Annotated in this window: 20 protein-coding genes and 1 pseudogene; 9 read left to right on the top strand and 12 right to left on the bottom strand. The window is 71.5% G+C overall.

The genetic code is table 11. The features are described from left to right. Positions 1-52: 52 nt before the first annotated feature. Entirely contained in the window at positions 53-757 is a 705-nt protein-coding gene (locus ABFX46_RS39980) for a ribonuclease HII (protein WP_346049285.1), read from the top strand. 62 nt (positions 758-819) lie between these two features. Then, the gene (locus ABFX46_RS39975) at positions 820-1,452 is read left to right on the top strand and encodes an HhH-GDP family DNA glycosylase (RefSeq protein WP_346049260.1); all 633 of its coding nucleotides are present in this window, start codon (positions 820-822) and stop codon (positions 1,450-1,452) included. A 7-nt stretch (positions 1,453-1,459) separates the two neighbouring features. Here the strand turns inward: ABFX46_RS39975 and ABFX46_RS39970 are convergent, their stop codons facing one another. The 3 genes from ABFX46_RS39970 to lplAB form a co-directional block, all read right to left on the bottom strand. Beyond that, entirely contained in the window at positions 1,460-2,122 is a 663-nt protein-coding gene (locus ABFX46_RS39970) for a nitroreductase family protein (protein ID WP_346049258.1), read from the bottom strand. A gap of 98 nt (positions 2,123-2,220) precedes the next feature. Beyond that, positions 2,221-3,720 carry a TerD family protein gene (locus ABFX46_RS39965; RefSeq protein ID WP_346049256.1) on the bottom strand — a complete coding sequence of 500 codons (1,500 nt, stop codon included), beginning with the start codon at positions 3,718-3,720 and terminating at the stop codon, positions 2,221-2,223. A 118-nt stretch (positions 3,721-3,838) separates the two neighbouring features. Further along, positions 3,839-4,888 (bottom strand): lipoate-protein ligase LplAB, encoded by a 1,050-nt coding sequence (gene lplAB / locus ABFX46_RS39960; protein WP_346049254.1) that lies wholly within the window; start codon positions 4,886-4,888, stop codon positions 3,839-3,841. 104 nt (positions 4,889-4,992) lie between these two features. On the opposite strand from lplAB, the gene ABFX46_RS39955 reads away from it, so the two are divergent. Continuing rightward, a complete protein-coding gene (locus tag ABFX46_RS39955) occupies positions 4,993-5,958 on the top strand; it encodes a pirin family protein (RefSeq protein WP_346049252.1) in 966 nt (321 codons plus the stop codon). Position 5,959: 1 nt separating this feature from the next. On the opposite strand, the gene ABFX46_RS39950 is transcribed toward ABFX46_RS39955, so the two are convergent. Continuing rightward, entirely contained in the window at positions 5,960-6,421 is a 462-nt protein-coding gene (locus tag ABFX46_RS39950; protein WP_346049250.1) for an OsmC family protein, read from the bottom strand. Between the two features lie 104 nt (positions 6,422-6,525). On the opposite strand from ABFX46_RS39950, the gene ABFX46_RS39945 reads away from it, so the two are divergent. After that, positions 6,526-7,212, top strand: coding sequence for a DoxX family protein (locus ABFX46_RS39945; RefSeq protein WP_346049248.1), 687 nt, complete (start codon positions 6,526-6,528; stop codon positions 7,210-7,212). Positions 7,213-7,294: 82 nt separating this feature from the next. On the opposite strand, the gene ABFX46_RS39940 is transcribed toward ABFX46_RS39945, so the two are convergent. From ABFX46_RS39940 to ABFX46_RS39930, 3 genes are all read right to left on the bottom strand, one after another. Beyond that, on the bottom strand, positions 7,295-10,111 hold the full coding sequence (locus tag ABFX46_RS39940; RefSeq protein WP_346049246.1) for a vitamin B12-dependent ribonucleotide reductase: 2,817 nt from the start codon (positions 10,109-10,111) through the stop codon (positions 7,295-7,297). A 119-nt stretch (positions 10,112-10,230) separates the two neighbouring features. Continuing rightward, the gene (gene nrdR, locus ABFX46_RS39935) at positions 10,231-10,704 is read right to left on the bottom strand and encodes a transcriptional regulator NrdR (RefSeq protein ID WP_067636063.1); all 474 of its coding nucleotides are present in this window, start codon (positions 10,702-10,704) and stop codon (positions 10,231-10,233) included. 284 nt (positions 10,705-10,988) lie between these two features. Further along, positions 10,989-11,321, bottom strand: a complete 333-nt coding sequence (locus tag ABFX46_RS39930; protein ID WP_346049243.1) for a LysM peptidoglycan-binding domain-containing protein — start codon at positions 11,319-11,321, stop codon at positions 10,989-10,991. Positions 11,322-11,496: 175 nt separating this feature from the next. Here ABFX46_RS39930 and lexA point away from each other — a divergent pair, with 175 nt between their 5' ends. Next, on the top strand, positions 11,497-12,195 hold the full coding sequence (gene lexA, locus ABFX46_RS39925) for a transcriptional repressor LexA (RefSeq protein ID WP_346049241.1): 699 nt from the start codon (positions 11,497-11,499) through the stop codon (positions 12,193-12,195). Between the two features lie 123 nt (positions 12,196-12,318). On the opposite strand, the gene leuS is transcribed toward lexA, so the two are convergent. Next, complete coding sequence (gene leuS / locus ABFX46_RS39920; RefSeq protein ID WP_346049239.1) at positions 12,319-14,787, bottom strand: leucine--tRNA ligase; 2,469 nt, start codon at positions 14,785-14,787, stop codon at positions 12,319-12,321. 364 nt (positions 14,788-15,151) lie between these two features. Here leuS and ABFX46_RS39915 point away from each other — a divergent pair, with 364 nt between their 5' ends. Continuing rightward, positions 15,152-16,696 carry a long-chain-fatty-acid--CoA ligase gene (locus tag ABFX46_RS39915; RefSeq protein WP_346049237.1) on the top strand — a complete coding sequence of 515 codons (1,545 nt, stop codon included), beginning with the start codon at positions 15,152-15,154 and terminating at the stop codon, positions 16,694-16,696. A gap of 22 nt (positions 16,697-16,718) precedes the next feature. Here ABFX46_RS39915 and ABFX46_RS39910 read toward each other — a convergent pair. Next, positions 16,719-17,056 (bottom strand): annotated as a pseudogene (locus ABFX46_RS39910) (MmyB family transcriptional regulator). Positions 17,057-17,296: 240 nt separating this feature from the next. On the opposite strand from ABFX46_RS39910, the gene ABFX46_RS39905 reads away from it, so the two are divergent. Beyond that, positions 17,297-17,635, top strand: a complete 339-nt coding sequence (locus tag ABFX46_RS39905; RefSeq protein WP_428831369.1) for an SDR family NAD(P)-dependent oxidoreductase — start codon at positions 17,297-17,299, stop codon at positions 17,633-17,635. Between the two features lie 8 nt (positions 17,636-17,643). On the opposite strand, the gene ABFX46_RS39900 is transcribed toward ABFX46_RS39905, so the two are convergent. Next, a complete protein-coding gene (locus ABFX46_RS39900; RefSeq protein ID WP_428831368.1) occupies positions 17,644-18,930 on the bottom strand; it encodes a cytochrome P450 in 1,287 nt (428 codons plus the stop codon). 130 nt (positions 18,931-19,060) lie between these two features. Next, entirely contained in the window at positions 19,061-20,452 is a 1,392-nt protein-coding gene (locus tag ABFX46_RS39895) for an aspartate aminotransferase family protein (protein WP_346049231.1), read from the bottom strand. Between the two features lie 163 nt (positions 20,453-20,615). Between ABFX46_RS39895 and ABFX46_RS39890 the strand changes: the two genes are divergently transcribed. After that, positions 20,616-21,494 (top strand): alpha/beta fold hydrolase, encoded by an 879-nt coding sequence (locus ABFX46_RS39890; protein WP_346049229.1) that lies wholly within the window; start codon positions 20,616-20,618, stop codon positions 21,492-21,494. Positions 21,495-21,521: 27 nt separating this feature from the next. On the opposite strand, the gene ABFX46_RS39885 is transcribed toward ABFX46_RS39890, so the two are convergent. Beyond that, positions 21,522-22,529 (bottom strand): ATP-dependent DNA ligase, encoded by a 1,008-nt coding sequence (locus tag ABFX46_RS39885; protein ID WP_346049227.1) that lies wholly within the window; start codon positions 22,527-22,529, stop codon positions 21,522-21,524. A 297-nt stretch (positions 22,530-22,826) separates the two neighbouring features. On the opposite strand from ABFX46_RS39885, the gene ABFX46_RS39880 reads away from it, so the two are divergent. Continuing rightward, positions 22,827-23,198 carry a DUF4267 domain-containing protein gene (locus tag ABFX46_RS39880; protein ID WP_346049225.1) on the top strand — a complete coding sequence of 124 codons (372 nt, stop codon included), beginning with the start codon at positions 22,827-22,829 and terminating at the stop codon, positions 23,196-23,198. Positions 23,199-23,380: the final 182 nt, after the last annotated feature.

Raw genomic sequence — 23,380 nt, 5'->3', positions numbered from 1 at the left:
CCCCGCCGACGCCCTGCCCGGATTCGCCCCCGCCCCCGGCGGCTCCACGCGGATCTCGCGTGCCGCGGGCTACGAGATCGAGGACGAGCTCCGAGCCGCGCGTCCGGTCACGATCGCCGGGGTGGACGAGGTCGGCCGCGGCGCTTGGGCGGGCCCCGTCGTGGTGTGCGCCGCGGTCACCGACCTGACCCCGCCGCCCGTCCTGCAGGGCCGCGGTAAGAAGACGGTCGCGCTCACCGACTCCAAACTCCTCACCCAGGCGCACCGCGAATCGTTCGCCGGCCTGCTCCCCGGATGGCTCACCGGGCACGCCATCGGCGCGTCGTCACCCGAGGAGATCGACGAGGTCGGCATGACGGAGGCGCTCCGGCGCGCCGCCGTCCGAGCGCTGGAGTCACTGCCCGTCCGTCCCGACGTGGTCATCCTGGACGGCAAGCACGATTTCCTGGGGCGCCCTTGGCGCGTGCGGTGCGAGGTCAAGGCCGACCAGAGGTCGGTCACGGTCGCGGCCGCCTCCGTCTTGGCGAAGGTCCACCGCGACCGGCTGATGGCAGGGCTGGACGGCGAATTCCCCGGTTACGCGTTCGCCGACAGCGCCGGGTACCCGTCGCCCGTCCACCAGAAGGCCCTCGAAGAGCACGGGCCCACGCCGCACCACCGGATGTCCTGGTCGTACCTGGACGACCTCCCGCGCTGGCGGCACCTGAAAAAGCACCGCGACCCGCTCGCCGGCGAAGGCCAGCTCAGCCTCCTGTGACTCGTCCTTTGTGAGTCATCGCCCGCCGGCCGGGTAGGCGCCATCCACGGGAGGTACATGCCATGGATGCCGTCGTGAAGAAGCTGCTGCGCGAGTCCGGTCGGACGTTCGCCGAGGAGGCGGGCATAACGCTCAAGGACCAGCCGGCCGCGCTGTTCAAGCTGCTCGTCCTGGCCAACCTGCTGAGCGCGCGCATCTCGTCCGACATCGCGGTCTCCGCCGCCCGCGAGCTGTTCGAGGCCGGCGGCGGAACGGCGCGCGGCATGGGCAGGCTGTCCTGGCAGGACCGGGTGGACGCGCTCGGACGCGGCCACTACGTCCGCTACGACGAGTCCACCGCGTCCCGCCTCGGCGACACCGCCGAGATCGTCCAGGACAAGTACAAGGGCGACCTGCGGCGCCTCGCCATCGAGTCGGGACGCGACCCCGGCAAGGCCGGCGACCTGCTCCAGGAGTTCCCCGGCGTCGGCCCCACCGGCGCGGACATCTTCTGCCGCGAGGCGCAGGCCATCTGGCCCTGGCTCCGCCCCTACGTCGACGACCAGGTCAAGAAGGGGGCCGACCGGCTCGGCCTGCCCACCGGCGCCGGCGAACTCGCCGAGGAGGTCCCGGACAAGGACCTGGCCCGGTTCACCGCCGCCCTGGTGCGCGTCGCCCACGACAAAAAGCTGGCGGACCAGCTCAAGGCTGCGTGACCGCCGGTCACATGCGGACGACGACCTCGTCCACGGGCTTGCGGGTGATGTCGGGCACCATCGCCTCGTCCGCCGGGTAGCCGACGGGGATCACGACGTACGCGCGTTCCTCCTGCGGACGGTCGCACACCTCGTTCAAGAAGCGCATGGGGCTCGGCGTGTGCGTGAGGGTCGCGAGCCCGGCCTGGTGGAGCCCGGCCAAGAGGAAACCGACGGCGATGCCGACGGACTCCTTCACGTAGTAGGGGCGCGGTGTCTCCGGACCCTTGTGCACCTCGAAGACGACGATGACCGCCGGGGCGTCCTCCAGGAACGGCTTGCGCCAGTCGGTGCCCAGCGGGGCCAGCGCGTCCAGCCACTCCTGGGAGGCGCGCCGCTCGTAGAACTCGCGCTCCTCCTCCTCGGCCGCCGCCCTCAGCCGCTTCTTGCGCTCGGGGTCGGTGATGACCGCGAACCGCCACGGCTGCAGGTTCGCGCCGCTCGGCGCGGTCGCCGCCGCCCGGATCGCGTGCTCGATGACGCCCGGCGGCACCGGGCGGGCGGAGAAGTCCCGCACCGTGCGGCGCAGCGCCATCGTGTCGGCGAACGCCTCGGCGCGCCGCGCCGCCTCCGCCGCCGGGACGTCGAAACGGGGTGCCGGGACGACGGGATACTGCCGCTGAGTGCTCATGCGGTCGTTCCTACCGTCCGCGGCGGGCCCGGGACAATCGGCATGATCAGCCAACATTCCGGGCCCGCCGCGAGCACATGCGCGAACCGGCGGGTCGGTCAGTCCTTGCCGCGCGAGGCGACCCACTCCAGGTTCCAGGAGTAGGCCTGGTCGACGGCCATCTTGCCCCAGCGCGGGCGGCCGGGCGGCGGCAGGATGAACCGCCCCTCGCGGCGGACGACCAGCTCGCCGTTCACGTTCTCGATGAGCGCCAGCACCGCGTCGCGGGAGGCGTCCATGCAGTCGTCCATCCGCATGTCGATCGGCGGCGCGCCCACCGGGAACAGCGTGGCGATGGCGTCCAGGCCGCGGAAGTCGTCGGCGCCCTCGTAGATCTCGGCGAACACCAGGATCCGCTTGAAGTCCTTGGTGTGGTCGAGGTTGATGTGCAGGTTCTCGCCCGACTCGATGGCGCCGGTGCGGTCGTCCTTGTCGAGCTTGATGAACGGCGCGCGGTCGAGCGCGCCCATGTCGCCGATCGCGTGGATGATGCCCTTGCGGCCGTCCTGCAGCTCCCAGAGGCAGCACAGGTCGAGGTCGAGGTCGATGCCGCGGCGGCGCTTGCCGAGGCGCCCCTTGGCGGCGCCCTCGCGCGCCGTCCAGTTGAGGTTGACGCGCATGTGGCCGCCGGTCGCACCGTGCTTGGTGAGCGACACCGACGGCGCGTTCTTCGTCAGCGAGATCTTGCCGCCGCCCTGCTGCGGCTGCGCCGGCCCCGGCGGGGGCGCGTACTGGCCGGGCGGGGGCGGCGGCGCGTACTGGCCACCGGGCGGAGGGGGCGGCGCGAACTGACCGCCGGGCGGGGGCGGCGGGTACTGGCCTCCGGGCGGCGGCGGGGCGTACTGGCCGCCCGGCGGAGGCGGGGGCGGCGCGTACTGGCCCGGAGGAGGCGGGGGCGCGTACTGGCCGCCGGGGGGCGGCGGTGGCGGCGCGTACTGACCGGGAGGAGGCGGCGGGGCGTACTGCTGCTGCGGAGGCGCCGGCGGGACGGGCGCCTGCGGCTGGGCCGGCGGGGGCGGCGGCGCCGCCTGACCGGGGTCGTCGACCGAGATGCCGAAGTCGGTGGCCAGACCGGCGAGCCCCGAGTCGTAGCCCTGGCCGACCGCGCGGAACTTCCACGCGCCCTGCCGCCGGTACAGCTCGCCGAGGACGAACGCCGTCTCGGTGGTGGCGCCCTGGCTGTCGAACCGGGCGACCTCCGCGCCGCCCGCCGCGTCCACGACCCGCACGTACAGGCCCTGGAACTGGCCGAACGTCCCGCCGTCCGAGGACGCCGCGATCACGATCTTGTCGATGGAGGGCTCGACCCGGTCCAGGTCGACGCCGAGGACGTCCAGCACGGTCGGCCCCTGCTGCTTGCCCTCGTGCCGCACCGCACCCGACGCGTGCGCCGGCTGGTTGTAGAACACGAAGTCGTCGTCCGAGCGCACCCGGCCGCTCTCGGTCACCAGGAGCGCCGACGCGTCCGCGTCGGGCACGCCGGGACCGGCCTGCCACCCCAGCTCGACCCGCACCGAGGGAACCGGCACCGCGGTGTTGGCGCCCTTCTGCATCGACATGAACGCTCCTCATCATCGGCCGACGTGACCCCAAACCTACGGCGTGCCGCACCACCCCCGCGACCTGCCCTGAGGGGAGGACGCACGGCGGCGCCCCATGGTTCCGGCCGGACGCGCGTCAGGGGATGCGGGCCGTCCACTCCGCGGTGGCGAACTTGTCGGTGACGTACTTGCCGGCCAGCCGCAGCTCGTCCTCGCCCACCCGGTCGCCGGTCAGCCCGTACCGGGTCCGGAAGTGGGCGATCATCCGGTCGATGATCTCCTCGCGGGGCAGGCCGGTCTGCCGCCGCAGCGGGTCCACCCGCTTGACCGCGCTGGCGATGCCCTTGTCGGAGATCTTCTCCCGGCCGATCCGCAGCACCTGCGTCATCTTCGCGGCGTCGATGTCGTAGGCCATCGTCACGTGGTGCAGCACCGCGCCGGACGCGAGCCGCTTCTGCGCCGCGCCGGCGATCTTGCCGTTGTCGGAGGTGATGTCGTTCAGCGGCTGGTACCAGGCCCGGATCCCGAGTTCGCCGAGCGCGCCGAGCACCCAGTCGTCCAGGAACGCATAGCTCTCCGCGAACGACATGCCCGCCACCAGCGACTGCGGCGCGTACAGCGAGTAGGTGATCGTGTTGCCGGGCTCGATGAACATGGCGCCGCCGCCGCTGATGCGCCGCACCACCTCCACCCCGTGCCGTCCGGCCGCCTCGGCGTCGACCTCGTTGCGCAGCGACTGGAAGCTGCCGATGACCACCGCGGGCGACGCCCACTCCCACACCCGCAGCGTCGGCGGCCGGCGGCCCGCGCCGACCTCCTCGGCGAGCACCTGGTCGAGCGCCATGTGCAGCGCCGGTTCCTGCGGCGGCTCGTGGATCAGCCGCCAGTCGTGGTCGCGCCAGTCCGACGCGCGGGTGATGGCCCGCCGCACCGCGATACCGACGGCCTCCGCGGTGAGGCCGAGCATCACCGTGCCGCGCGGCAGCGCCGCCTGGACGCGGACCCCGATCGCCCTGGCGTCCAGCGCGGCGGGCAGCCCGTCGAGGACGCCGTTGATCGCGTCCAGGGCGTCGTCCGGTTCCAGGAAGAAGTCTCCGCTGATCCTGGGGTCGCGCAGGAGGCCGTCCACGACGTCGATGTCGGCGACCACGAGCTTGCCGCCGGGGACCTTGTACTCACCGTGCATCACACTGATGAGAACCGGCCGCGCGCACGGGCCATTCCGTGAGGTTCAACTACGCGGGCCGTAGGGCATCGTTAAGGGACGGTGTCGTGGGGAGGACGGTTCTGGTGAGCAATCTCGATGTCCGGCCGAAGCCGGTCGCGTGCGGCGGGCGGGACGACGTGGCGGGCGGGCCCGTCCACGAACTGCTGCCGCCTCGGCGCGTCCCGCTGGGCGAGAGCACGGTCGTCCGGCGGCTGCTGCCCAGCCTGGGGCGGCGGATGGTGGGCGCGTGGTGCTTCGTCGACCACTACGGGCCGGACGACATCACCGACGAGCCCGGCATGCAGGTGCCGCCGCACCCGCACATCGGGCTGCAGACGGTGAGCTGGCTGCACGGCGGCGAGGTGCTCCACCGCGACAGCCTGGGCAGCCTGCAGACCATCCGCCCGAAGCAGCTCGGGCTGATGACCGCCGGGCGGGCCATCTCCCACTCGGAGGAGTCGCCGCGCGCGCATTCCCCCATCCTGCACGGCGCCCAGTTGTGGGTCGCGCTCCCGGACGTCCACCGGCACACCGACCCCCGCTGGGAGTTCCACGACGACCTCCCGGTGGTGACCGCCCCCGGCTTCACCGCCACCCTTCTCCTCGGCGACCTGGACGGCGCGGCGTCCCCCGGAACGACGTTCACGCCCATCATGGGCGCCGACATCACGCTGGACGAGGGCGCCGACGTCCGCGTGCCGGTCGAACCGGACTTCGAGTACGCGGCGCTCACCATGTCGGGCGTCCTCGACATCGACGGCGAGCGGGTGGAGCCCGGCTCGATGCTGTACCTCGGCTGCGGCCGCCGCGACCTGCGGGTACGCGCCGACGAGGCCGGCGGCTTCCTCCTTCTCGGCGGCGAGCCGTTCGCCGAGGAGCTCGTGATGTGGTGGAACTTCATCGCCCGCGCCGGCGAGGAGATCGCCGAAGCCCGCGAGGACTGGATGACCGGCGACCGCTTCGGCACGGTGCACGGCTACGACGGCGCCCGCCTCGCCGCGCCCGCCATGCCGCCGACGCCGCTGAAGCCCCGCGGCCGGACCCGCTGACCTACCCCCGGTCCGCCTCCAGCCGGACGGGGAAGTTGACCGAGTTGGCGATGAAGCAGAGCTCGTGCGCCTTCTCGTGCAGCTCGGCGGCCCGCTCGGCCTGCCCGGGGTCGGCCAGCGTCACCCGGGGCCGCAGGACGACCTCCTCGAACCGTCCGCCGCCGTCCGGTGTCTCGACCATGACGCCCCGCGGGTCGTCCTCGTAACCGGTCACCACGAGCTTCTCGACGGCGCACAGATGAAGGAACCACAGCATGTGGCACTGCGACAGGGAGGCGACCAGCAGTTCCTCGGGATTCCACCGCGCGGGGTCTCCGCGGAAACCGGGATCCGAACTGCCCGGGACCGGCGGCTTGCCCTCCGCCCGGATCTCGTGCGCGCGCTCGTAGGCGCGGTAGGAACTCGTCCCGGACCCGGTGTTCCCGGTCCAGACGACCGACACTTCGTACTTGTGCCTTCTCACCCGCCGACCATAGCCGCCACCTGCGACGTTCGCGATATCTCCGCCCGTACCGTCATACTCTCCGTCTGACCGGGCCCCATCCCCGTGTTGAAGGAGTCGACGGCATGCGCTCTCGGCCGCTCTACGACGTCGTGGCAGTGCTCGCGCGGCTCGGCGTGGGCATCGTCTTCATGGCGCACGGCTGGCAGAAGATCGAGGCGGGCATCACCGCGACCGGCCGCACGTTCGACGGCCTCGGCGTGCCGCTGCCCACCGCCGCCGCCGTCTACTCCGCCTTCGTCGAACTGCTCGGCGGCGCCGCCCTCATCGCGGGGCTCGGCCTGCCCGTCACCGGCGCGCTGCTGTTCATCGACATGGCCGGCGCGTTCATCTTCGTCCACGCCGACCAGGGCCTCTTCGTGGTGGACGGCGGGACGCTCCGCAACGGCTACGAACTCGTCCTGGCCCTCGGCATGGCGAGCCTCGTCTTCGCCGCGGGCGGCGGCGGCCGCCTCACCCTCGACCAGTGGATCATCGGCAAGCGCCTGCGCGCCTCGACCGCCGCCGACGACGAGGACGACGCCGCGAGCTTCGTGGAATCCCTCCGCCAAGCCGAGTCGAAGCCCCCCAAGAAGCCCCGCCGCACCCCCAAGCCCGCGGTACCCGAACCAGCCGGCCCCCCAGAAAAGCCGACCCCCGAAGGCTCAGCCGACGACCTCCTGGTAGCAGGCCGCCGCAAGCCCTCCCAACGCCGCCGCTCCTCCACCACCCAGCCCATCAAGCCCCCCACGGACGACCCCAAATCAACCTGACCCGGCCCGTCGGCAGAGCGGCAAGTGAGAACCCCGGTGAGCACGCCGGGTACTGGACGTGCTCACCGGGGTCCGCGGTAGGTCAACTGCAGCCGCTGGTGGAGCCGCAGCCTTCGCAGACGTAGCAGCTGCCGGCGGGGCGCATCTTGGTGCCGCAGGTCAGGCAGAGCGGGGCGTCGGCGGTGCGGCCCTGGCGGCTCTCGATGGCCTCCACGGACGAGTGCGCCTCGTGCGCCGGGGCCGGGGCCGGGGCGGCGGGCGGGGTGATCGCGGCGGACTGGGCGAGCGACTCGTGGTCGACCTCGTCCTCGGCGTGCAGGGCGGCCGGGTCCTCGCCGTTGGCCTGCATCGCGCGCTCGTCGGCGGTGAAGATGCCGAGGCCCGCGCGCTCCTCGTAGGGGAGGTGGTCCAGCGCCAGGCGGCGGAAGATGTAGTCCATCACCGAGGTCGCCATGCGGATGTCGGGGTCGTCGGTCATGCCGGCGGGCTCGAACCGCATGTTGGTGAACTTCTCCACCCACGTCTCCAGCGGGACGCCGTACTGCAGGCTGATGGAGATCGCCATGGAGAAGGCGTCCATCACGCCGGCGAGCGTGGAGCCCTGCTTGCCGAGCTTGAGGAAGACCTCGCCGACGCCGTCGTCCGGGTAGGACGAGGCGGTCATGTAGCCCTCGGCGCCCGCGACGGAGAAGCGGGTGACGGTCGCGGGGCGCTGCTTCGGCAGCCGCCGGCGGACCGGGCGGGGCGCCAGCGCCTCGGCGGGCTCCGCCTTCTCCTTCTCCTTCTTGCCGGCGGCGGAGAGGGGCTGGCCGACCTTGCAGTTGTCGCGGTAGATCGCCAGGGCCTTCAGGCCGAGCCGCCAGCCCTCGAAGTACACCTTCTCGATGTCCTCGATGGTGGCCTTCTCCGGCATGTTGACCGTCTTGGAGATCGCGCCGGACAGGAACGGCTGGACGGCCGCCATCATCCGGACGTGCCCCATCGGGCTGATCGCCCGCTCGCCCATCGCGCAGTCGAACACCTCGTAGTGCTCGGGGCGCAGGCCGGGCGCGTCCACCACGTGGCCGTGCTCGGCGATGTACTCGACGATCGCCTCGATCTGCTCCTGCTGGTAGCCGAGCTTCTCCAGCGCGCGCGGCACCGTGTGGTTGACGATCTGCATCGACCCGCCGCCGACGAGCTTCTTGAACTTCATCAGCGCGAGGTCGGGCTCGATGCCGGTGGTGTCGCAGTCCATCATCAGGCCGATCGTGCCGGTCGGCGCGAGGAGGCTGGCCTGGGCGTTGCGGTAGCCGTGCTTCTCGCCGGCCTTGAGGCAGTCCGCCCACTGCTTGGCGGCGGCGGCGTGGATCGCCTTGTCCATCTCGTCCAGCGTGCGGATGCCGTCGTTGGCGGCGGCGTGCTTGCGCATGACGCGCTTGTGCGCCTCGGCGTTGCGCGCGTAGCCGGCGTACGGGCCGACGACGCCGGCGATCTCCGCGGACCGCCGGTAGGCGACGCCCGTCATCAGCGAGGTGACCGCGGCGGCGATGGACCGGCCGCCCTCGGAGTCGTAGGCGTGCCCGGTCGCCATCAGCAGCGCGCCCAGGTTGGCGTAGCCGATGCCGAGCTGCCGGTAGTCGCGGGTCGTCTCGGCGATCTTCTCCGTCGGGAAGTCGGCGAAGGTGATCGAGATGTCCATCGCTGTGATGATCAGCTCGGTGAGCTTCACGAACTTGGCGACGTCGAACGTCCCCGCGTCGGTGAGGAACTTCAGCAGGTTGATGCTGGCGAGGTTGCAGGACGAGTTGTCCAGGCTCATGTACTCCGAGCACGGGTTGGACGCGGTGATGCGGCCGGTCTCGGGGTTGGTGTGCCAGTCGTTGATCGTGTCGTCGTACTGGATGCCGGGGTCGGCGCACTCCCAGGCGGCCTTGGCCATCAGGCGGAACAGGTCCTTGGCCTTGACCGTGTCGACGACCTCGCCGGTCATCCGGGCGCGCAGCCCGAACTCGCCGCCGGACTCGACGGCCTGCATGAACTCGTCCGACACCCGGACGGAGTTGTTGGCGTTCTGGTACTGGACGCTGCCGATGTCCTTGCCGCCGAGGTCCATGTCGAACCCGGCGTCCCGCAGCGCGCGGATCTTGTCCTCCTCGCGCGCCTTGGTCTCGATGAACTCCTCGATGTCGGGGTGGTCGACGTCGAGCACGACCATCTTGGCCGCGCGGCGGGTCGCGCCGCCCGACTTGATCGTCCCGGCGGAGGCGTCGGCGCCGCGCATGAAGGAGACGGGGCCGCTGGCCGTGCCGCCGGAGGAGAGCAGTTCGCGGCTGGAGCGGATGCGGGAGAGGTTCAGGCCGGCGCCGGAGCCGCCCTTGAAGATGACGCCCTCTTCCTTGTACCAGTCGAGGATCGACTCCATCGTGTCGTCGACCGACAGGATGAAGCACGCGCTCACCTGCTGCGGCGACTTGGTGCCGACGTTGAACCAGACCGGCGAGTTGAAGCTGAAGAGCTGGTGGACGAGGGCGTACTTCAGCTCGTGGTCGAAGATCTCGGCGTCCTCCGGGGACGCGAAGTAGCCCTCGTCGAGGCCCGTCTCGACGTAGCCGCGGACGACGCGGTCGACGAGCTGCTTCAGGCTCCATTCCCGCTGCGGGGTGCCGACCGCGCCGCGGAAGTACTTGGACGTGACGATGTTGACGGCGTTCAGCGACCAGAAGTCGGGGAACTCGACGCCGCGCTGCTCGAAGTTGACCGAGCCGTCGCGCCAGTTGGTCATGACGACGTCACGCCGCTCCCAGCGCATCTCGTCGTACGGGTGCACGCCGGGCGTGGTGAAAATGCGCTCGATCTTCAGCCCTTTGCGGCCCCCCTTGCCGCGCCGTGCCGCCGAGCCGCTCACCGTCTCCGTCATGGACTTCCCCCTTCTCGGGCTCCCGCCGGGCCCTGTTCAGGAACAACTCCGCCGCCGCACGGGACATGCCCGCGCGGAGGCGCCTTCAATGTGCTGCTTTGTGGTGCCGGAATCCGTCCCTACCGGGACGGGCCGGGCTCCCCCGAGGAACCGGCCTTCCGCAGTGCTTCGATCTCCTTGGCGAAGTCGTCCAGCGACTCGAAGCTCCGGTAGACCGAGGCGAATCGCAGATAGGCGACCTCGTCGAGTTCGCCGAGCGGCCCCAGGATGGCGAGGCCGATCTCGTGCGAGGGGATTTCCGCGGATCCGGACGACCTGATCGCCTCTTCGACCCGCTGCCCCAGCTTCGCGAGCGCATCCTCGTCGACCGGACGGCCCTGGCAGGCCCTGCGCACCCCGGCGATGATCTTTTCCCGGGAGAACGGCTCGGTGACCCCGCTGCGCTTGGCCACCATCACGAGCACATTCTCCTGCGTCGTGAATCGCTTGCCGCATTCCGCGCACGAGCGGCGCCGCCGAATGGCGCCGCCGTCGTCGGTGGAACGGCTGTCGATCACTTTGGTGTCGGGGTTGCGGCAGAACGGGCAGTGCACGTTCGATCCCTCCCCTGACGTAAACGACTTACACCGATGGAGGCGCCATATATAGGGAACTACATCGGTGTTACTACTAGATGTTGTGGTCAACCGTACGGCTCGGCGGAGGCCTTCGCAACCTGATCGGGAGCCTCGCGCGTCACATCCGGCACGTCCGCGCAGGTCATCTCGCGCGTCCTGGATTTCGCCCCGGGCGTGTCGTCACGCAGCGTCCGCCGCCGTCACGGATCGCCTGGTCGGAGGCGTCGCGGGCCCGCCGAGCGGCGGCATCGCCGACGGCCTCAGCCGGCGGGCAGGCGGATCTCCTGGCCGGGGCGGACGACCGGGTCGCCGCCGAGGCCGTTGAGGTCCATGATGCGCTGGACGGTCCGCCGCGGGTCGGCGCCCGGGTCGGCGGCGGACGCGATGCCCCACAGCGTGTCACCGGGCCCGACGACCACGGTGCGGGCCGGACGGGACGGCCCGCCGTGCCCGCGATCGCCGGCGAAGGCGCCCGGGCCGACGGTGAGCCACAGGGCGACGAGGGTGACGGTGGCGGCGAAGCCGACCAGGACGGCGCGGCCGCGCCGGGTCAGGCGGATCGGGGGACGGTCACCGCGCGGCGAACCGGACATCTCTCCCCTCCTCGACGTCGAATGAATTTTCGATCGAACGCCTGTACGATGTTCTACCAGGAGGCGGTCCGAAAAAGCGAGTACATCTTCGAACAATTGTTTGATCATTAGGCCGGGACGCGATAGCGTTCATGACAAGGAGTGACCGATCGAGGCGCCCGGGAGGCGACAAGCGATGAGCAAGGTCCGGGAGCTGCCCGACGGGCCGATGGACGAGACGGGCCTGACGCAGCGGCAGCGCATGGTGCTGGAGGTGATCCGCGACTCCGTCCAGCGGCGCGGGTACCCGCCCTCGATGCGCGAGATCGGCGAGGCCGTGGGGCTGACCAGCACCTCCAGCGTGTCCCACCAGCTCCGGTCGCTCCAGCGCAAGGGGTTCCTGCGGCGCGACCCCAACCGGCCGCGCGCGGTCGAGGTGCGGGTGCCGGGCGCGACCCCGGTGCGCACCGAGGAGGAGGCCTTCGAGGCGGCGGGGGGCCAGCCGGCCTCGGCACAGCCCGCGCCCGCCTACGTGCCGCTCGTCGGCCGGATCGCCGCCGGCGGCCCGATCCTCGCCGAGGAGGCCGTCGAGGACGTGTTCACGCTGCCGAAGCAGCTCGTCGGCGAGGGCACGCACTTCCTGCTGAAGGTCACCGGTGACTCGATGATCGAGGCCGCGATCGCGGACGGCGACTGGGTCGTCGTCCGGCAGCAGCCGGTGGCCGAGCAGGGCGACATCGTCGCCGCCATGATCGACGGCGAGGCCACGGTGAAGACGTTCAAGCGCCGCGACGGCCACATCTGGCTGATGCCGCAGAACTCCGCCTACGAGCCGATCCCCGGCGACGAGGCGTCGGTCCTGGGCCGCGTCGTCGCGGTCCTCCGCAAGATGTAGCGCACGCCCGAGCGGCCGCCGGGGGCACCCCGGCGGCCCTTCGGCATGCCCGCCGTCATGTCCGCGAGCGGTCACGGCGCCCCGGCCCCGCGCCGCCGCGGTGGCGGCGCGGGGCGGGAGCGGTCAGCGCTTGGGGACGATGTTGACGATCTTGGGGGCGCGGACGATGATCTTCATGATCTCGGCACCGCCCAGCGCGTCCTGGACCTTGGCGGAGGCCAGCGCGCGGCGCTCCAGCTCCTCCTCGGCGATGCCGGGCGCGACCTCCAGCCGGTCGCGGACCTTCCCGGCGATCTGCACGACGCAGGTGACCGACTCCTCGACCAGCAGCGCCGGGTCGGCGGACGGCCAGCCCGCGCGGATCACCGGGGCGGTGCGGCCCAGCAGCTCCCACGCCTCGTCGGCGGTGTAGGGCGCGAACAGCGACAGCAGCACCGCGATCGTCTCGGCGGCCTCCCGGACGGCCGGGTCGGCGGCGCCGGGCCCGGAGTCGATCGCCTTGCGGGTCGCGGTGACCAGCTCCATGATCCGCGCGATCGCCACGTTGAACCGCTCGGTCTCGACCAGCGTGGTGGCCTCGTCGACGGTGCGGGCCGTGACGCGGCGCAGCGCCGTGTCGCCGGTCGCGGGGTCGGCGCCGGCCGGCGACGACACCTCGGTGGCGATGCGGTGCACGCGGGACAGGAACTTCGCCATGCCGTGCGGGGACACGTCCGCCCAGTCGATGTCGTCCTCGGGCGGGCCGGAGAACAGGATCGCCAGCCGGACGACGTCCACGCCGAACTCGCCGATCTGCTCGCCCAGGTCGACGCCGTTGCCCAGCGACTTCGACATCGCCTTGCCCTGGTTGATCACCTGGCCCTGGTTCAGCAGCCGGCGGAACGGCTCGGTGAACTCGACCATGCCCATGTCGTACAGGACCTTGGTGAAGAACCGGCTGTACAGCAGGTGCAGGATGGCGTGCTCGACGCCGCCGGTGTACTGGTCGACGGGCATCCACCGGCGGACCTGCTCGACGTCGAACGGGCCGCCCTCGTAGCCGGGCGAGCAGTACCGGAAGTAGTACCAGGACGAGTCGACGAACGTGTCCATGGTGTCGGTGTCGCGCTTGGCGGCGCCGCCACACTTGGGGCACTCGGTGTCGACCCAGTCGGACGCGGCGGCCAGCGGCGAGGTGCCCTTGGGCGCCAGGTCGGCGCCGCGCAGCCCCTCGGGCAGCCGCACCGGCAGCTGCTCGTCCGGGACGGGGACCTCGCCGCACGCCTCGCAGTGCACGATCGGGATCGGGCAGCCCCAGAACCGCTGCCGGGACACCAGCCAGTCGCGCAGCCGGAAGTTGACCGAGGCGCGGCCGGTCCCGCGCTCGTCCAGGATCTCGATGATGCGGGCGATGCCGTCGGCCTTGGTCAGCCCGTCGATCGGCCCGGAGTTGACGATGGCGCCGTCGCCGGGGGTGGCGACGCCGGTCTCGGCGGGGTCGGGCAGCCCGGTCTCGACGACGACGCGGACGGGCAGGCCGAACTTCAGTGCGAAGTCCAGGTCGCGCTGGTCGTGCGCCGGGACGGCCATGATCGCGCCGTGCCCGTACTCGGCCAGCACGTAGTCGGACGCCCAGACGGGCAGCCGCTCGCCGTTGACCGGGTTGACCGCGTAGCGGCCCAGGAACACGCCGGTCTTCTCGCGCTCGGTGGACAGCCGCTCGATCTCGCTCTCCCGCGAGACCTCCTCGCGGTAGGCCTCGAACGCGGCCCGGTGGTCGGGGTGGCAGACCTCCTCGGCCAGCGCCGCGTCGGCCGCCACGACCATGAACGTGGCGCCGTACAGCGTGTCGGGACGGGTCGTGTAGACGGTGACGGGCTCGTCGCGCCCCTCGATGACGAAGTCGACGTCGGCGCCGGTGGAGCGGCCGATCCAGTTGCGCTGCATCAGCAGGACCCGCTCGGGCCACTTGCCCTCCAGCTGCTCCATGTCGTCCAGCAGCCGGTCGGCGTAGTCGGTGATCTTGAAGTACCACTGGGTCAGCACGCGCTTCTCGACCAGCGCGCCGCAGCGCTCGCAGTGCCCGCCGACGACCTGCTCGTTGGCCAGGACGGTCTGGTCCTTCGGGCACCAGTTGACGTGCCCGCCCTTGCGGTAGGCCAGGCCCCGCTCGTAGAAGCGCAGGAACAGCCACTGCGTCCACTTGTAGTACTCGGGGTCGGAGGTGTGCAGGCGCCGCGACCAGTCGAAGGACGGCGCGTACCGCTGGAAGGAGGCCGCCTGCGTCTCGATGTTGGCGTACGTCCACTCGGCGGGGTGCGAGTCGCGCTTGATGGCGGCGTTCTCGGCGGGCAGGCCGAAGGAGTCCCACCCGATGGGGTGCAGGACGTTGTAGCCGCGCTGCAGCCAGTAGCGCGCGGGGACGTCCCCGATGGCGAACGCCTCCGCGTGCCCCATGTGCAGGTCGCCGCTGGGGTAGGGGAACATGTCCAGCGCGTAGCGCCGCTCGGTGCCGGTGTCCTTCTCATCGGCCGCGAACGGGTCGAGCTCCGCCCAGCGGGCCTGCCACTTGTCCTGAACTGCCCGGGGGTCGTACTGCTCGTCGCTGCTCACGCTTACAGACTCCGCTTCGTACCGCTTGGCTTCGTGCTTCCTGGTCGTGGGCCGTCCGCCGACATGAAACGGCCCCTCGCAAGGAGGGGCCACCACGCTGACGTCTGCGCGTCAACGTGGTCGTTCGAGGAGCAGCCTGGCCGACATACATCAAGAGTAGCGCAGCCGCAAGCCCTCTCGCCGGTGGTCAACGCTCCCGGCTCGCCGTTTCCCGGCGCCGGAGCCGGCGTGTGATCCGAAGCAGCACGTCAAAGCGCCGGAAAGGGTGGCCTTTCCGCGGCCCCGTGCATCAGGATGTGCGGAACCGTTCGTAGACTCGGCGGTAACTAACCTGCCGGTCACCTTTTCCCGCGCGAGGAGTGCCATGCTCAACCTGTCCGTGCTGCTGGAGGACGCCGCCAGGGAGACCCCCGACCGGGACGCCGTCGTGTTCGGCGACCTGCGGCTCTCCTACGCGTTCATCGACTCGGTCGCGAACCAGGTCGCGAACCTCCTGCGGTCGCGCGGCATCGGACCGGGCGACAAGGTGGCGCTGTCCAGCCCGAACCTGCCGTACTTCCCGATGGTGTACTTCGGGGCGCTCAAGGCGGGCGCGGTGGTCGTGCCGCTGAACGTCCTGCTCAAGCCGCGGGAGATCGCCTACCACCTGGGCGACTCCGACGCGAAGGCGTTCTTCTGCTTCGAGGGGACGCCGGAGCTGCCGCTCGGCGAGATGGGGCACGCCGGCTTCGCGCAGGCCGAGGGGTGCGAGCACTTCTTCCTGCTGCCCGCGAACCCGGCGGCGACCGAGTCCCCGATCGAGGGCGCGGAGCTGTTCTGGGCCGCGCTCGCCGGGCAGCCGGGCACGTTCGACACGGCGCAGGCCTCCCCGGACGACACCGCCGTGATCATCTACACCAGCGGGACGACGGGCCAGCCGAAGGGCGCCGAGCTCACGCACAGCAACCTGCTGTCGAACGCGATGGTGGACGACACGCTCTTCTACCGGACGCTGCACGACACCTCGCTCGTGACGCTGCCGCTGTTCCACATCTTCGGGCAGACCTGCGTGATGAACGTCGGCTTCTACCGCCGCGCGACGCTCGTCATGCAGCCGCGGTTCGACGCCAAGCAGGCGATCGAGCTGATGGTGAAGGAGAAGGTGAACATCTTCGCCGGCGTCCCCACGATGTACTGGGGGCTGCTGACCGACGACACGTCCGCTGAGGACATCGCCACCATCAAGGAGAACCTGCGGGTCGCGGTGTCGGGCGGGTCGGCGCTGCCGATGGAGGTCCTCAAGGGGATCAAGCAGAAGTTCGACGTGGACGTCCTGGAGGGCTACGGCCTGTCGGAGACGTCGCCGGTGGCCTCGTTCAACCGCCCGGACCGCCCGACCAAGCCCGGTTCGATCGGCCTGCCCGTCTGGGGCGTCGAGATGAAGCTGATCGACGACGACTGGAAGGAGATCGAGGGCGAGGGGCCCGGCGAGATCGCCATCCGCGGGCACAACATCATGAAGGGCTACTACGGCCGCCCGGAGGCGACCGAGTCGTCCATCAGGGACGGCTGGTTCCGCACCGGCGACGTGGCCCGCCGCGACGAGGACGGCTACTACTACATCATCGACCGCTCCAAGGACATGATCATCCGGGGCGGGTACAACGTGTACCCGCGGGAGCTCGAAGAGGTCCTCATGACGCACCCGGACGTGTCGCTGGCCGCGGTCGTGGGCGTCGAGCACCCCTCGCACGGCGAGGAGATCAAGGCGTACGTGATCCGCAAGCCGGGCGCGGCGGTGACCGAGGACGAGCTGGTCGCCTGGGGCAAGGAGCAGTTCGCCAACTACAAGTACCCGCGGATCGTGGAGTTCCGCGACGAGCTGCCGATGACCGCCACCGGCAAGATCCTCAAGCGCGAACTGCGCTGACCGCCCGCCGTGGCCCAGGACCTCAGCGGGCGCTGAGGTCCTGGGTCCCGACGACGCGCAGCAGCTTCATCGCCTCGTGGGACGGCGTGCCGGGCGCGGTGGTGTACAGGACGACCCGCTGGGTCGGGCACGTACAGGACGTCGCAGTGCATCCCAGCTCGCCGACCACCGGATGCGCCATGCGCTTGCGGCCGCCGCGCCTGATCCCGACCTCGCCCTCCGCCCACAGCCCGGCGAACAGCGCGCTGCGCCGGCGACCTCGGCGACCAGCCGAGCGATGCCGGGGTCGCCGGAGAAGTCGGGCAGGAGCGCCGCCGCCAGAGGGTTCCAGGCGAGGATGTCCTGGCGGGCGTTCAGCACGTAGGCGGGGGTGTCGTCCAGCCGTTCGAGCAGGTGCAGGATGCCCGGCGGGACGTCCTGTGAAGGCCCGCCCGGCGGCTCGGGGGGCTCGCCGGCCAGGTGGTAGAGGTGCCCGCATCCTCGGCCGCGACGGGATCACCGTCCTGCTCGGGGCCCGTTCGGCCGAGCGCGGCGAGCGGGCCGCGGCGGAGCTCGGCGCCGAGGGGATCGGCGCCCGCTTCCGTCGCGGTCACCAACGCGATGCCGCCGCTGCTGCGCCGCTCCCCCGCCGGGCGGATCGTCAACGTCTCCAGCGGGCTCGGCTCGCTGACCATGCACAGCGACCCGTCCAGCGTCGTCCGCGACGTCAACCTGCTGCCGTACAACGCCTCCAAGACCGCGCTGAACGCCGTCACCGTCGCCTACGCCAAGGAACTGGCCGGCACCTCCATCACGGTGAACGCCGCCACGCCCGGATTCTGCGCGACGGATCTGAACGACCGCACCGGGGACCGGACGCCGGCGGAGGGGGCGGCCGTGCTCGGCGACGACGGACCGACGGGCGCGTTCCTCGCCGAGGACGGCCGGCCGCCCTGGTAGCCCTCGGGTCAGAACGTGTACGGCAGGCGCTTGATGCCGTTGATGAAGTTGGACTCCAGCCGGTCGGGCTCGGCGGCGGCGCGGATGTCCGGCGTCCGGCGCAGCAGCTCGCGGAACATCACGGTGATCTCGCGCCGGGCCAGGTGCGCGCCGAGGCAGAAGTGCGGCCCGGGCCCGCCGAAGCCGACGTGCGGGTTCGGGTCGCGCAGGATGTCGAACTTCTCCGGGTCGGTGAAGACCGACTCGTCGCGGTTGGCCGACCAGTAGTAGAGGACGAGCTTGTCGCCCTCCTTGACCTCGCGCTCGTTGAGCACGGTGTCGCGGGTGGCGGTGCGGCGCATCCAGATGACCGGCGACACGTACCGGACGATCTCCTCGATGGCGCCCGCGATGCGGCCGTCGAAGTCCTCGGTGAGCAGCGCCCGCTGGTCGGGGTTGCGGGTGAACAGGTCGAGGCCGTGCGCGATGGCGTTGCGGGTGGTCTCGTTGCCGGCGACGACCAGCAGGATGAAGAACGAGCCGAGCTCCTGGTCGGTGAGCGACTCGCCGCCCGGCTCGATTTCTCCGCCCGAACCGACCTCGGCGTTCACCAGCGCGGACGTGAGGTCGTCGGCGGGGTCCTCGCGGCGCCGCCGGCCGAGGTCCTCGACGATGCCCTTGAGCGTCTCACCGGCGCCGAGCAGCGCCATCGCCATCTCTTCGGCGTTGCCGGACGGGAGGAACTCCGCGTCGTTGCCGGCGAGGATGACGTTCGTGGCGTCCAGGACGGTCGTGTAGTGCTCCTCGCCGATGCCCATCATGTCGCAGATGATCCGCAGCGGGAGCCGCGCGGCGACGTCCGCGACGAAGTCGCCGCTGCCGCCGCCGGCCGCCATGTTCTCGACGATCTCCCCGGCGACGGACTCGACCTTGTCCTCGAACCGCTGGATCATGCGCGGGGAGAACGCGCGGGACACGATGCGCCGGATCTTGGCGTGCCGCGGGTCGTCCATGCTGATCATCGAGCCGAAGTACTCGTGCATGTCGCCGGGCATGTCCGGGATGCTGATCGCGCCCCGGCCGGAGCAGAAGTCCTGCGGGCGGCGGGACGCCTCGATGATGTCGGCGTGCCGGGTGAGCGCGTAGTAGCCGGGCCCCCGCGGCGCGATGACGATGTCGGGTTCCTCGAAGCGGACCAGCTCCGAGTGCCGGCGGAGCGCCTTGAAGGCCTCGTGCCGGTACTCGTGCGGCCGCCGCCAGAACTCCCAGTCGGTCAGGTTGATGTCCTCGACCTTGAGCACGCGCCCACCACCCATCAATGCCGAACCCGATTCGGTTTACACGCAGCCTCTCAAAGTAAAGACGCAAGCGCACACTGATCGCGGTGGTGACCCGCCTCACATTAGCCGTGCCGGGCCCGGGGCGTCCCCGGACCCGGCATCCCGCTCACATCCGGGCCCACGCCTCCGTGAGGACGGACCGGAGGATCTGCTCGATCTCGTCGAAGTGCGCCTGGCCGCAGATCAGCGGCGGCGCCAGCTGGACGACGGGGTCGCCGCGGTCGTCGGCGCGGCAGTACAGGCCCGCCTCGTAGAGCGCCTTGTCGAGGAACCCGCGCAGCAGCCGCTCGCACTCGTCGTCGTCGAACGTCTCGCGGGTGTCCCGGTCCTTCACCAGCTCGATGCCGTAGAAGAAGCCGTCGCCGCGGACGTCCCCGACGATCGGCAGGTCGAGCAGGCGCTCCAGCGTGCCCCGGAACGCGTCCCGGTTGCGCATGACGTGGCCGTTCAGGTCCTCGCGCTCGAACAGGTCGAGGTTGGCCAGCGCCACGGCCGCCGCCACGGGGTGGCCGCCGAAGGTGTAGCCGTGCGCGAACATCTCCGTCCCGTGCCGGAACGGCTCGAAGAGGCGGTCGGAGACGAGCATGCCGCCGAGCGGCGCGTACCCGGACGTCACGCCCTTGGCGAAGGTGATGATGTCGGGCGTGTAGCCGTAGCGCTGCGCGCCGAACATCGTGCCGAGGCGGCCGAACGCGCAGATCACCTCGTCCGACACCAGCAGGACGTCGTGCCGGTCGCAGATCTCCCGGACGCGCTCGAAGTAGCCGGGCGGCGGCGGGAAGCAGCCGCCCGCGTTCTGCACCGGCTCCAGGAACACCGCCGCGACGGTGTCGGGGCCCTCGAACTCGATGACCTCCTCGATGCGGTCGGCGGCCCACCGGCCGAACGCCTCCGGGTCGTCGGCGTGCTCGGTCGCCCGGTAGATGTTGGTGTTCGGCACCCGGAACGCGCTCGGCACGAGCGGCTCGAAAGGGGCCTTCAGACCGGGCAGCCCGGTCAGCGACAGCGCGCCGTGCGGGGTGCCGTGGTAGGCGACCGCGCGGCTGATCACCTTGTGCTTGGTGGGCCGTCCGGTCATCTTGAAGTACTGCTTGGCGAGCTTCCAGGCGCTCTCGACGGCGTCGCCGCCGCCGGTGGTGAAGAAGACCCGGTTCAGATCGGCGGGCGCGAGGCCGGCGAGCCGCTCGGCCAGCTCCACCGCCTTCGGGTGCGCGTAGGACCAGATCGGGAAGTAGGCCAGCTCGGCGGCCTGCTTGGCGGCGGCCTGCGCCAGCTCCTCGCGCCCGTGCCCGGCCTGGACGGTGAACAGTCCGGACAGCCCGTCCAGGTAGCGGCGGCCGGCCGAGTCGTACACGTAGGCGCCGTCGCCGCGGACGATCACCGGGATCTCGCCGCCGCCCTGGGATCCCGAGTGGCGCGCGAAGTGCATCCACAGATGGTCGCGCGCCGCCCTCTGCATCGCGTCGTGCTGCTGGCTGGTCACGTCCGGCTCCGTCATCACGCTTCCCTCAGTGCGATCGATCCAGTCGTCTCGATGCTAAGTGAGTACGGATTCCGCTGTAAATAGCAAGTCATACACCGATATCCGAAGGTCACCCGACCCGGTCTCCTCGCCCGCACGGCCGCCGGGTAGCGTGCGCCGCGAACCGAGGAGGCTGGACATGGGCGACATCGCGACCGGATCGGTCAGCGCGAACGGGCTCGACTTCGGATATCTCACGGCGGGCCCCGCGGACGGCCCGCTGGCGCTGCTCCTGCACGGCTTCCCGGACTCGCCGCACACCTGGCGGCACCTCATGCCCGAACTCGCCGCGGCCGGATACCGCGCCGTGGCGCCGTTCATGCGGGGGTACGCGCCCACGTCCGTCCCGGCGGACGGCGCCTTCCAGACCGGCGCCCTCGCCGCCGACGCCGTCGCCCTGCACGAGGCCCTCGGCGGCGGCCCGGACGCCGTCGTCGTCGGGCACGACTGGGGCGCGTTCACCGCCTACGGCGCCGCGAACGTCGCGCCGGACCGGTGGCGGAGGGTCGTCGCGATGTCCGTTCCCCCGATGTCGGTGATGGGGACGGCCTTCTTCGACTACGAGCAGCTCAAGCGCTCGTTCTACATCTTCGTCTTCCAGACGCCGCTGGCCGGGATGGCGCTGGACCGCGCGTTCGTCGAGGGGCTGTGGCGCGACTGGTCGCCGGCGGACGGCCGCGACCGCACCGAGGACGTCGACCACGTCATGGACTGCCTCGCCACTCCGGCCAATACCGAGGCGGCGATCGGCTACTACCGCGCCATGCTCGACCCGTCCCGGCTGATCGACCGCTACGCCGCCGAGCAGGCGGCCGCCTCTGCCGTCGGCGAGCTGCCCGTCCTCTACCTGCACGGCGCCGAGGACGGCTGCCTGGGCGCCGACGTGATCGACCTCGACGCCGTCCGCGCGGCCCTTCCGCCGGGTTCGCGCGGCGAGTTCGTCCCGGGCGCCGGTCACTTCCTCCAGCTGGACCGGCCGAAGGACGTCAACGCGCACATCCTCGACTGGCTGCGCTGACCGTGCGGAGGGCCGCCGGGTCCGCGGTCAGGGCGGTTCGCCGAACCGCGGGACCTGGGCCGGCGACAGGTCCGTCCGGATGCGGACGTAGCGGACGGCGTGCCGCCACCGGCCGCCCTCCACGGCGGCGTCCCCGCTGAACTCCACGACGACCTCCGGCTCGGTCCGGACGTAGCGGATCGGCGGATGCGCCCCGTACAGCCCGCCGGCGAACCCGGCGGGCAGCTCGGGCGGCCACGGATGGTCCGGCCCGGCGTGCCGCAGCACCCCCGCGAGGACGGTGCGCGCGGACGGCGCCAGCGGCGTCGTCCGCGCGACGACGCGGAGCCGGCCGCCGGCGTCGTGGCGGCCGAGGATCAGCGACTCGGGCGCCTGCCGGGTGCCGGTCACCCCGCCGACGACCGCCTCGGTGGTGACGCGCCGCTTCACCTTCCACCAGCGGCGCCGTCCCTCCAGGTAGGGGCCGTCGGCGTCCTTCACGACCAGGCCCTCAATGCCCTGCCCGGCGAGCGCGTCGAACCAGAGCCGCGCCTCGTCCGCGTCGGGCGTCTGCGGGGTGGCGATCACCCGCGCGTCCTGCGGCGCGTCGCCGAGGAGGGCCTCCAGGACGGCGCGCCGCTCGCGCAGCGGTTCGGGACGCAGGTCGGCGCCGCCCGTTTCGAGGACGTCGAACACGACGTAATGGCAGGGCTCGCTGCGGGCGAGGTCGGTGCGGCGGCGTCCCGCGACGTGGCGGCGCTGCAGCGCGCCGAAGTCGAGGCGCCCGTCCGGCCCCCAGCGGACGATCTCGCCGTCGACGACCGTACCGGGCGGGATCTGCGCGCGGACGGCCGCGACGACCTCGGGGAACGCCTCGTTGAAGGCGACCCGGCGGCGGGACCACAGCCGCACGGCGCCGGCCTCGTCCACCATCGCGACGGCGCGGAACCCGTCGAACTTCGGCTCGTACCGGCAGCCGCCCGGACACGCCTGCGGCGGCGGGATGTGGTCGATCGTCACGGCCAGCATCGGCTTGACCGGGGACCGGATGTGCATGGCCTCCCGTCCCCCCGAGCTCGCTGGTCGTGATCATGGCCTACCCATGCCGACCTGCGGCGATATCACCGCAGGACGAATGTTGACCGGCGGGAGATCAGTTCGGGAGGCTCCGCGCCGGGACGGCGGGGCCCTCGGCGCGGGGCCGGGCGCGGCGGCGTCGAACCACCGCTCGCGCCCGGCTCGCTCTCGCCCACTCCGCGTGGCCACGGCAGCACTTCTAGCACCGCTAGCAAGCTTGCCGCCGCTATGCTAGCGTCGTATTTGTTCCTAGCACTGCTAGCTACTGGAGTCCTCATGCTCGCCGTCACCGCCTATGCCCTGGCCACCGTGCTCGCCCTGTTCGTCGCCTTCATCGGCGCGCGCTTCCTGATGGCGCCGCAGGCGGCGGCCGCCGGCTACGGCGTCGCCGCCAAACCGGACGGCGACGCGGCCTACCTGGAGATCAAGGGTGTGCGCGACCTGACCTTCGGCGTCCTCGGCCTCGCCCTGATCGCTTTCGCCGGCGCGCACGCCGCGGGCTGGTACATGCTGGTCGTCGCGCTCGCACCGCTCGGCGACACCCTGATCGTCCTGCGCCACGGCGGCACGAAGGCCGCCGCGTTCGGCATCCACTTCGCCACCGCCGCCGTCGTCCTGCTCAGCGCCGCCCTGCTCTTCGCCCTCTAACCCCCACCACTTCGTTGACCTGCGGCGTGTTGTTGTTTTCAGCGCCCTCATAACAACAACACGCCGCAGGTCAACGGTCGTCCCGCCGGGGCTCGCGCACGCCTTCGCCGCCGCGTCCGGCGGGGACGACGCCAGGGCGTGAGGGAAGGGGTCGTAACGGCGACGAGCCGACCGGGGCGTCC

The sequence above is a fragment of the Actinomadura chokoriensis genome, assembly GCF_039529475.1.
Lineage (GTDB): Bacteria > Actinomycetota > Actinomycetes > Streptosporangiales > Streptosporangiaceae > Spirillospora > Spirillospora bangladeshensis.
Note: the sequence above shows the minus strand (reverse complement) of the source record. Positions and strands in the feature narration are given on the sequence as shown.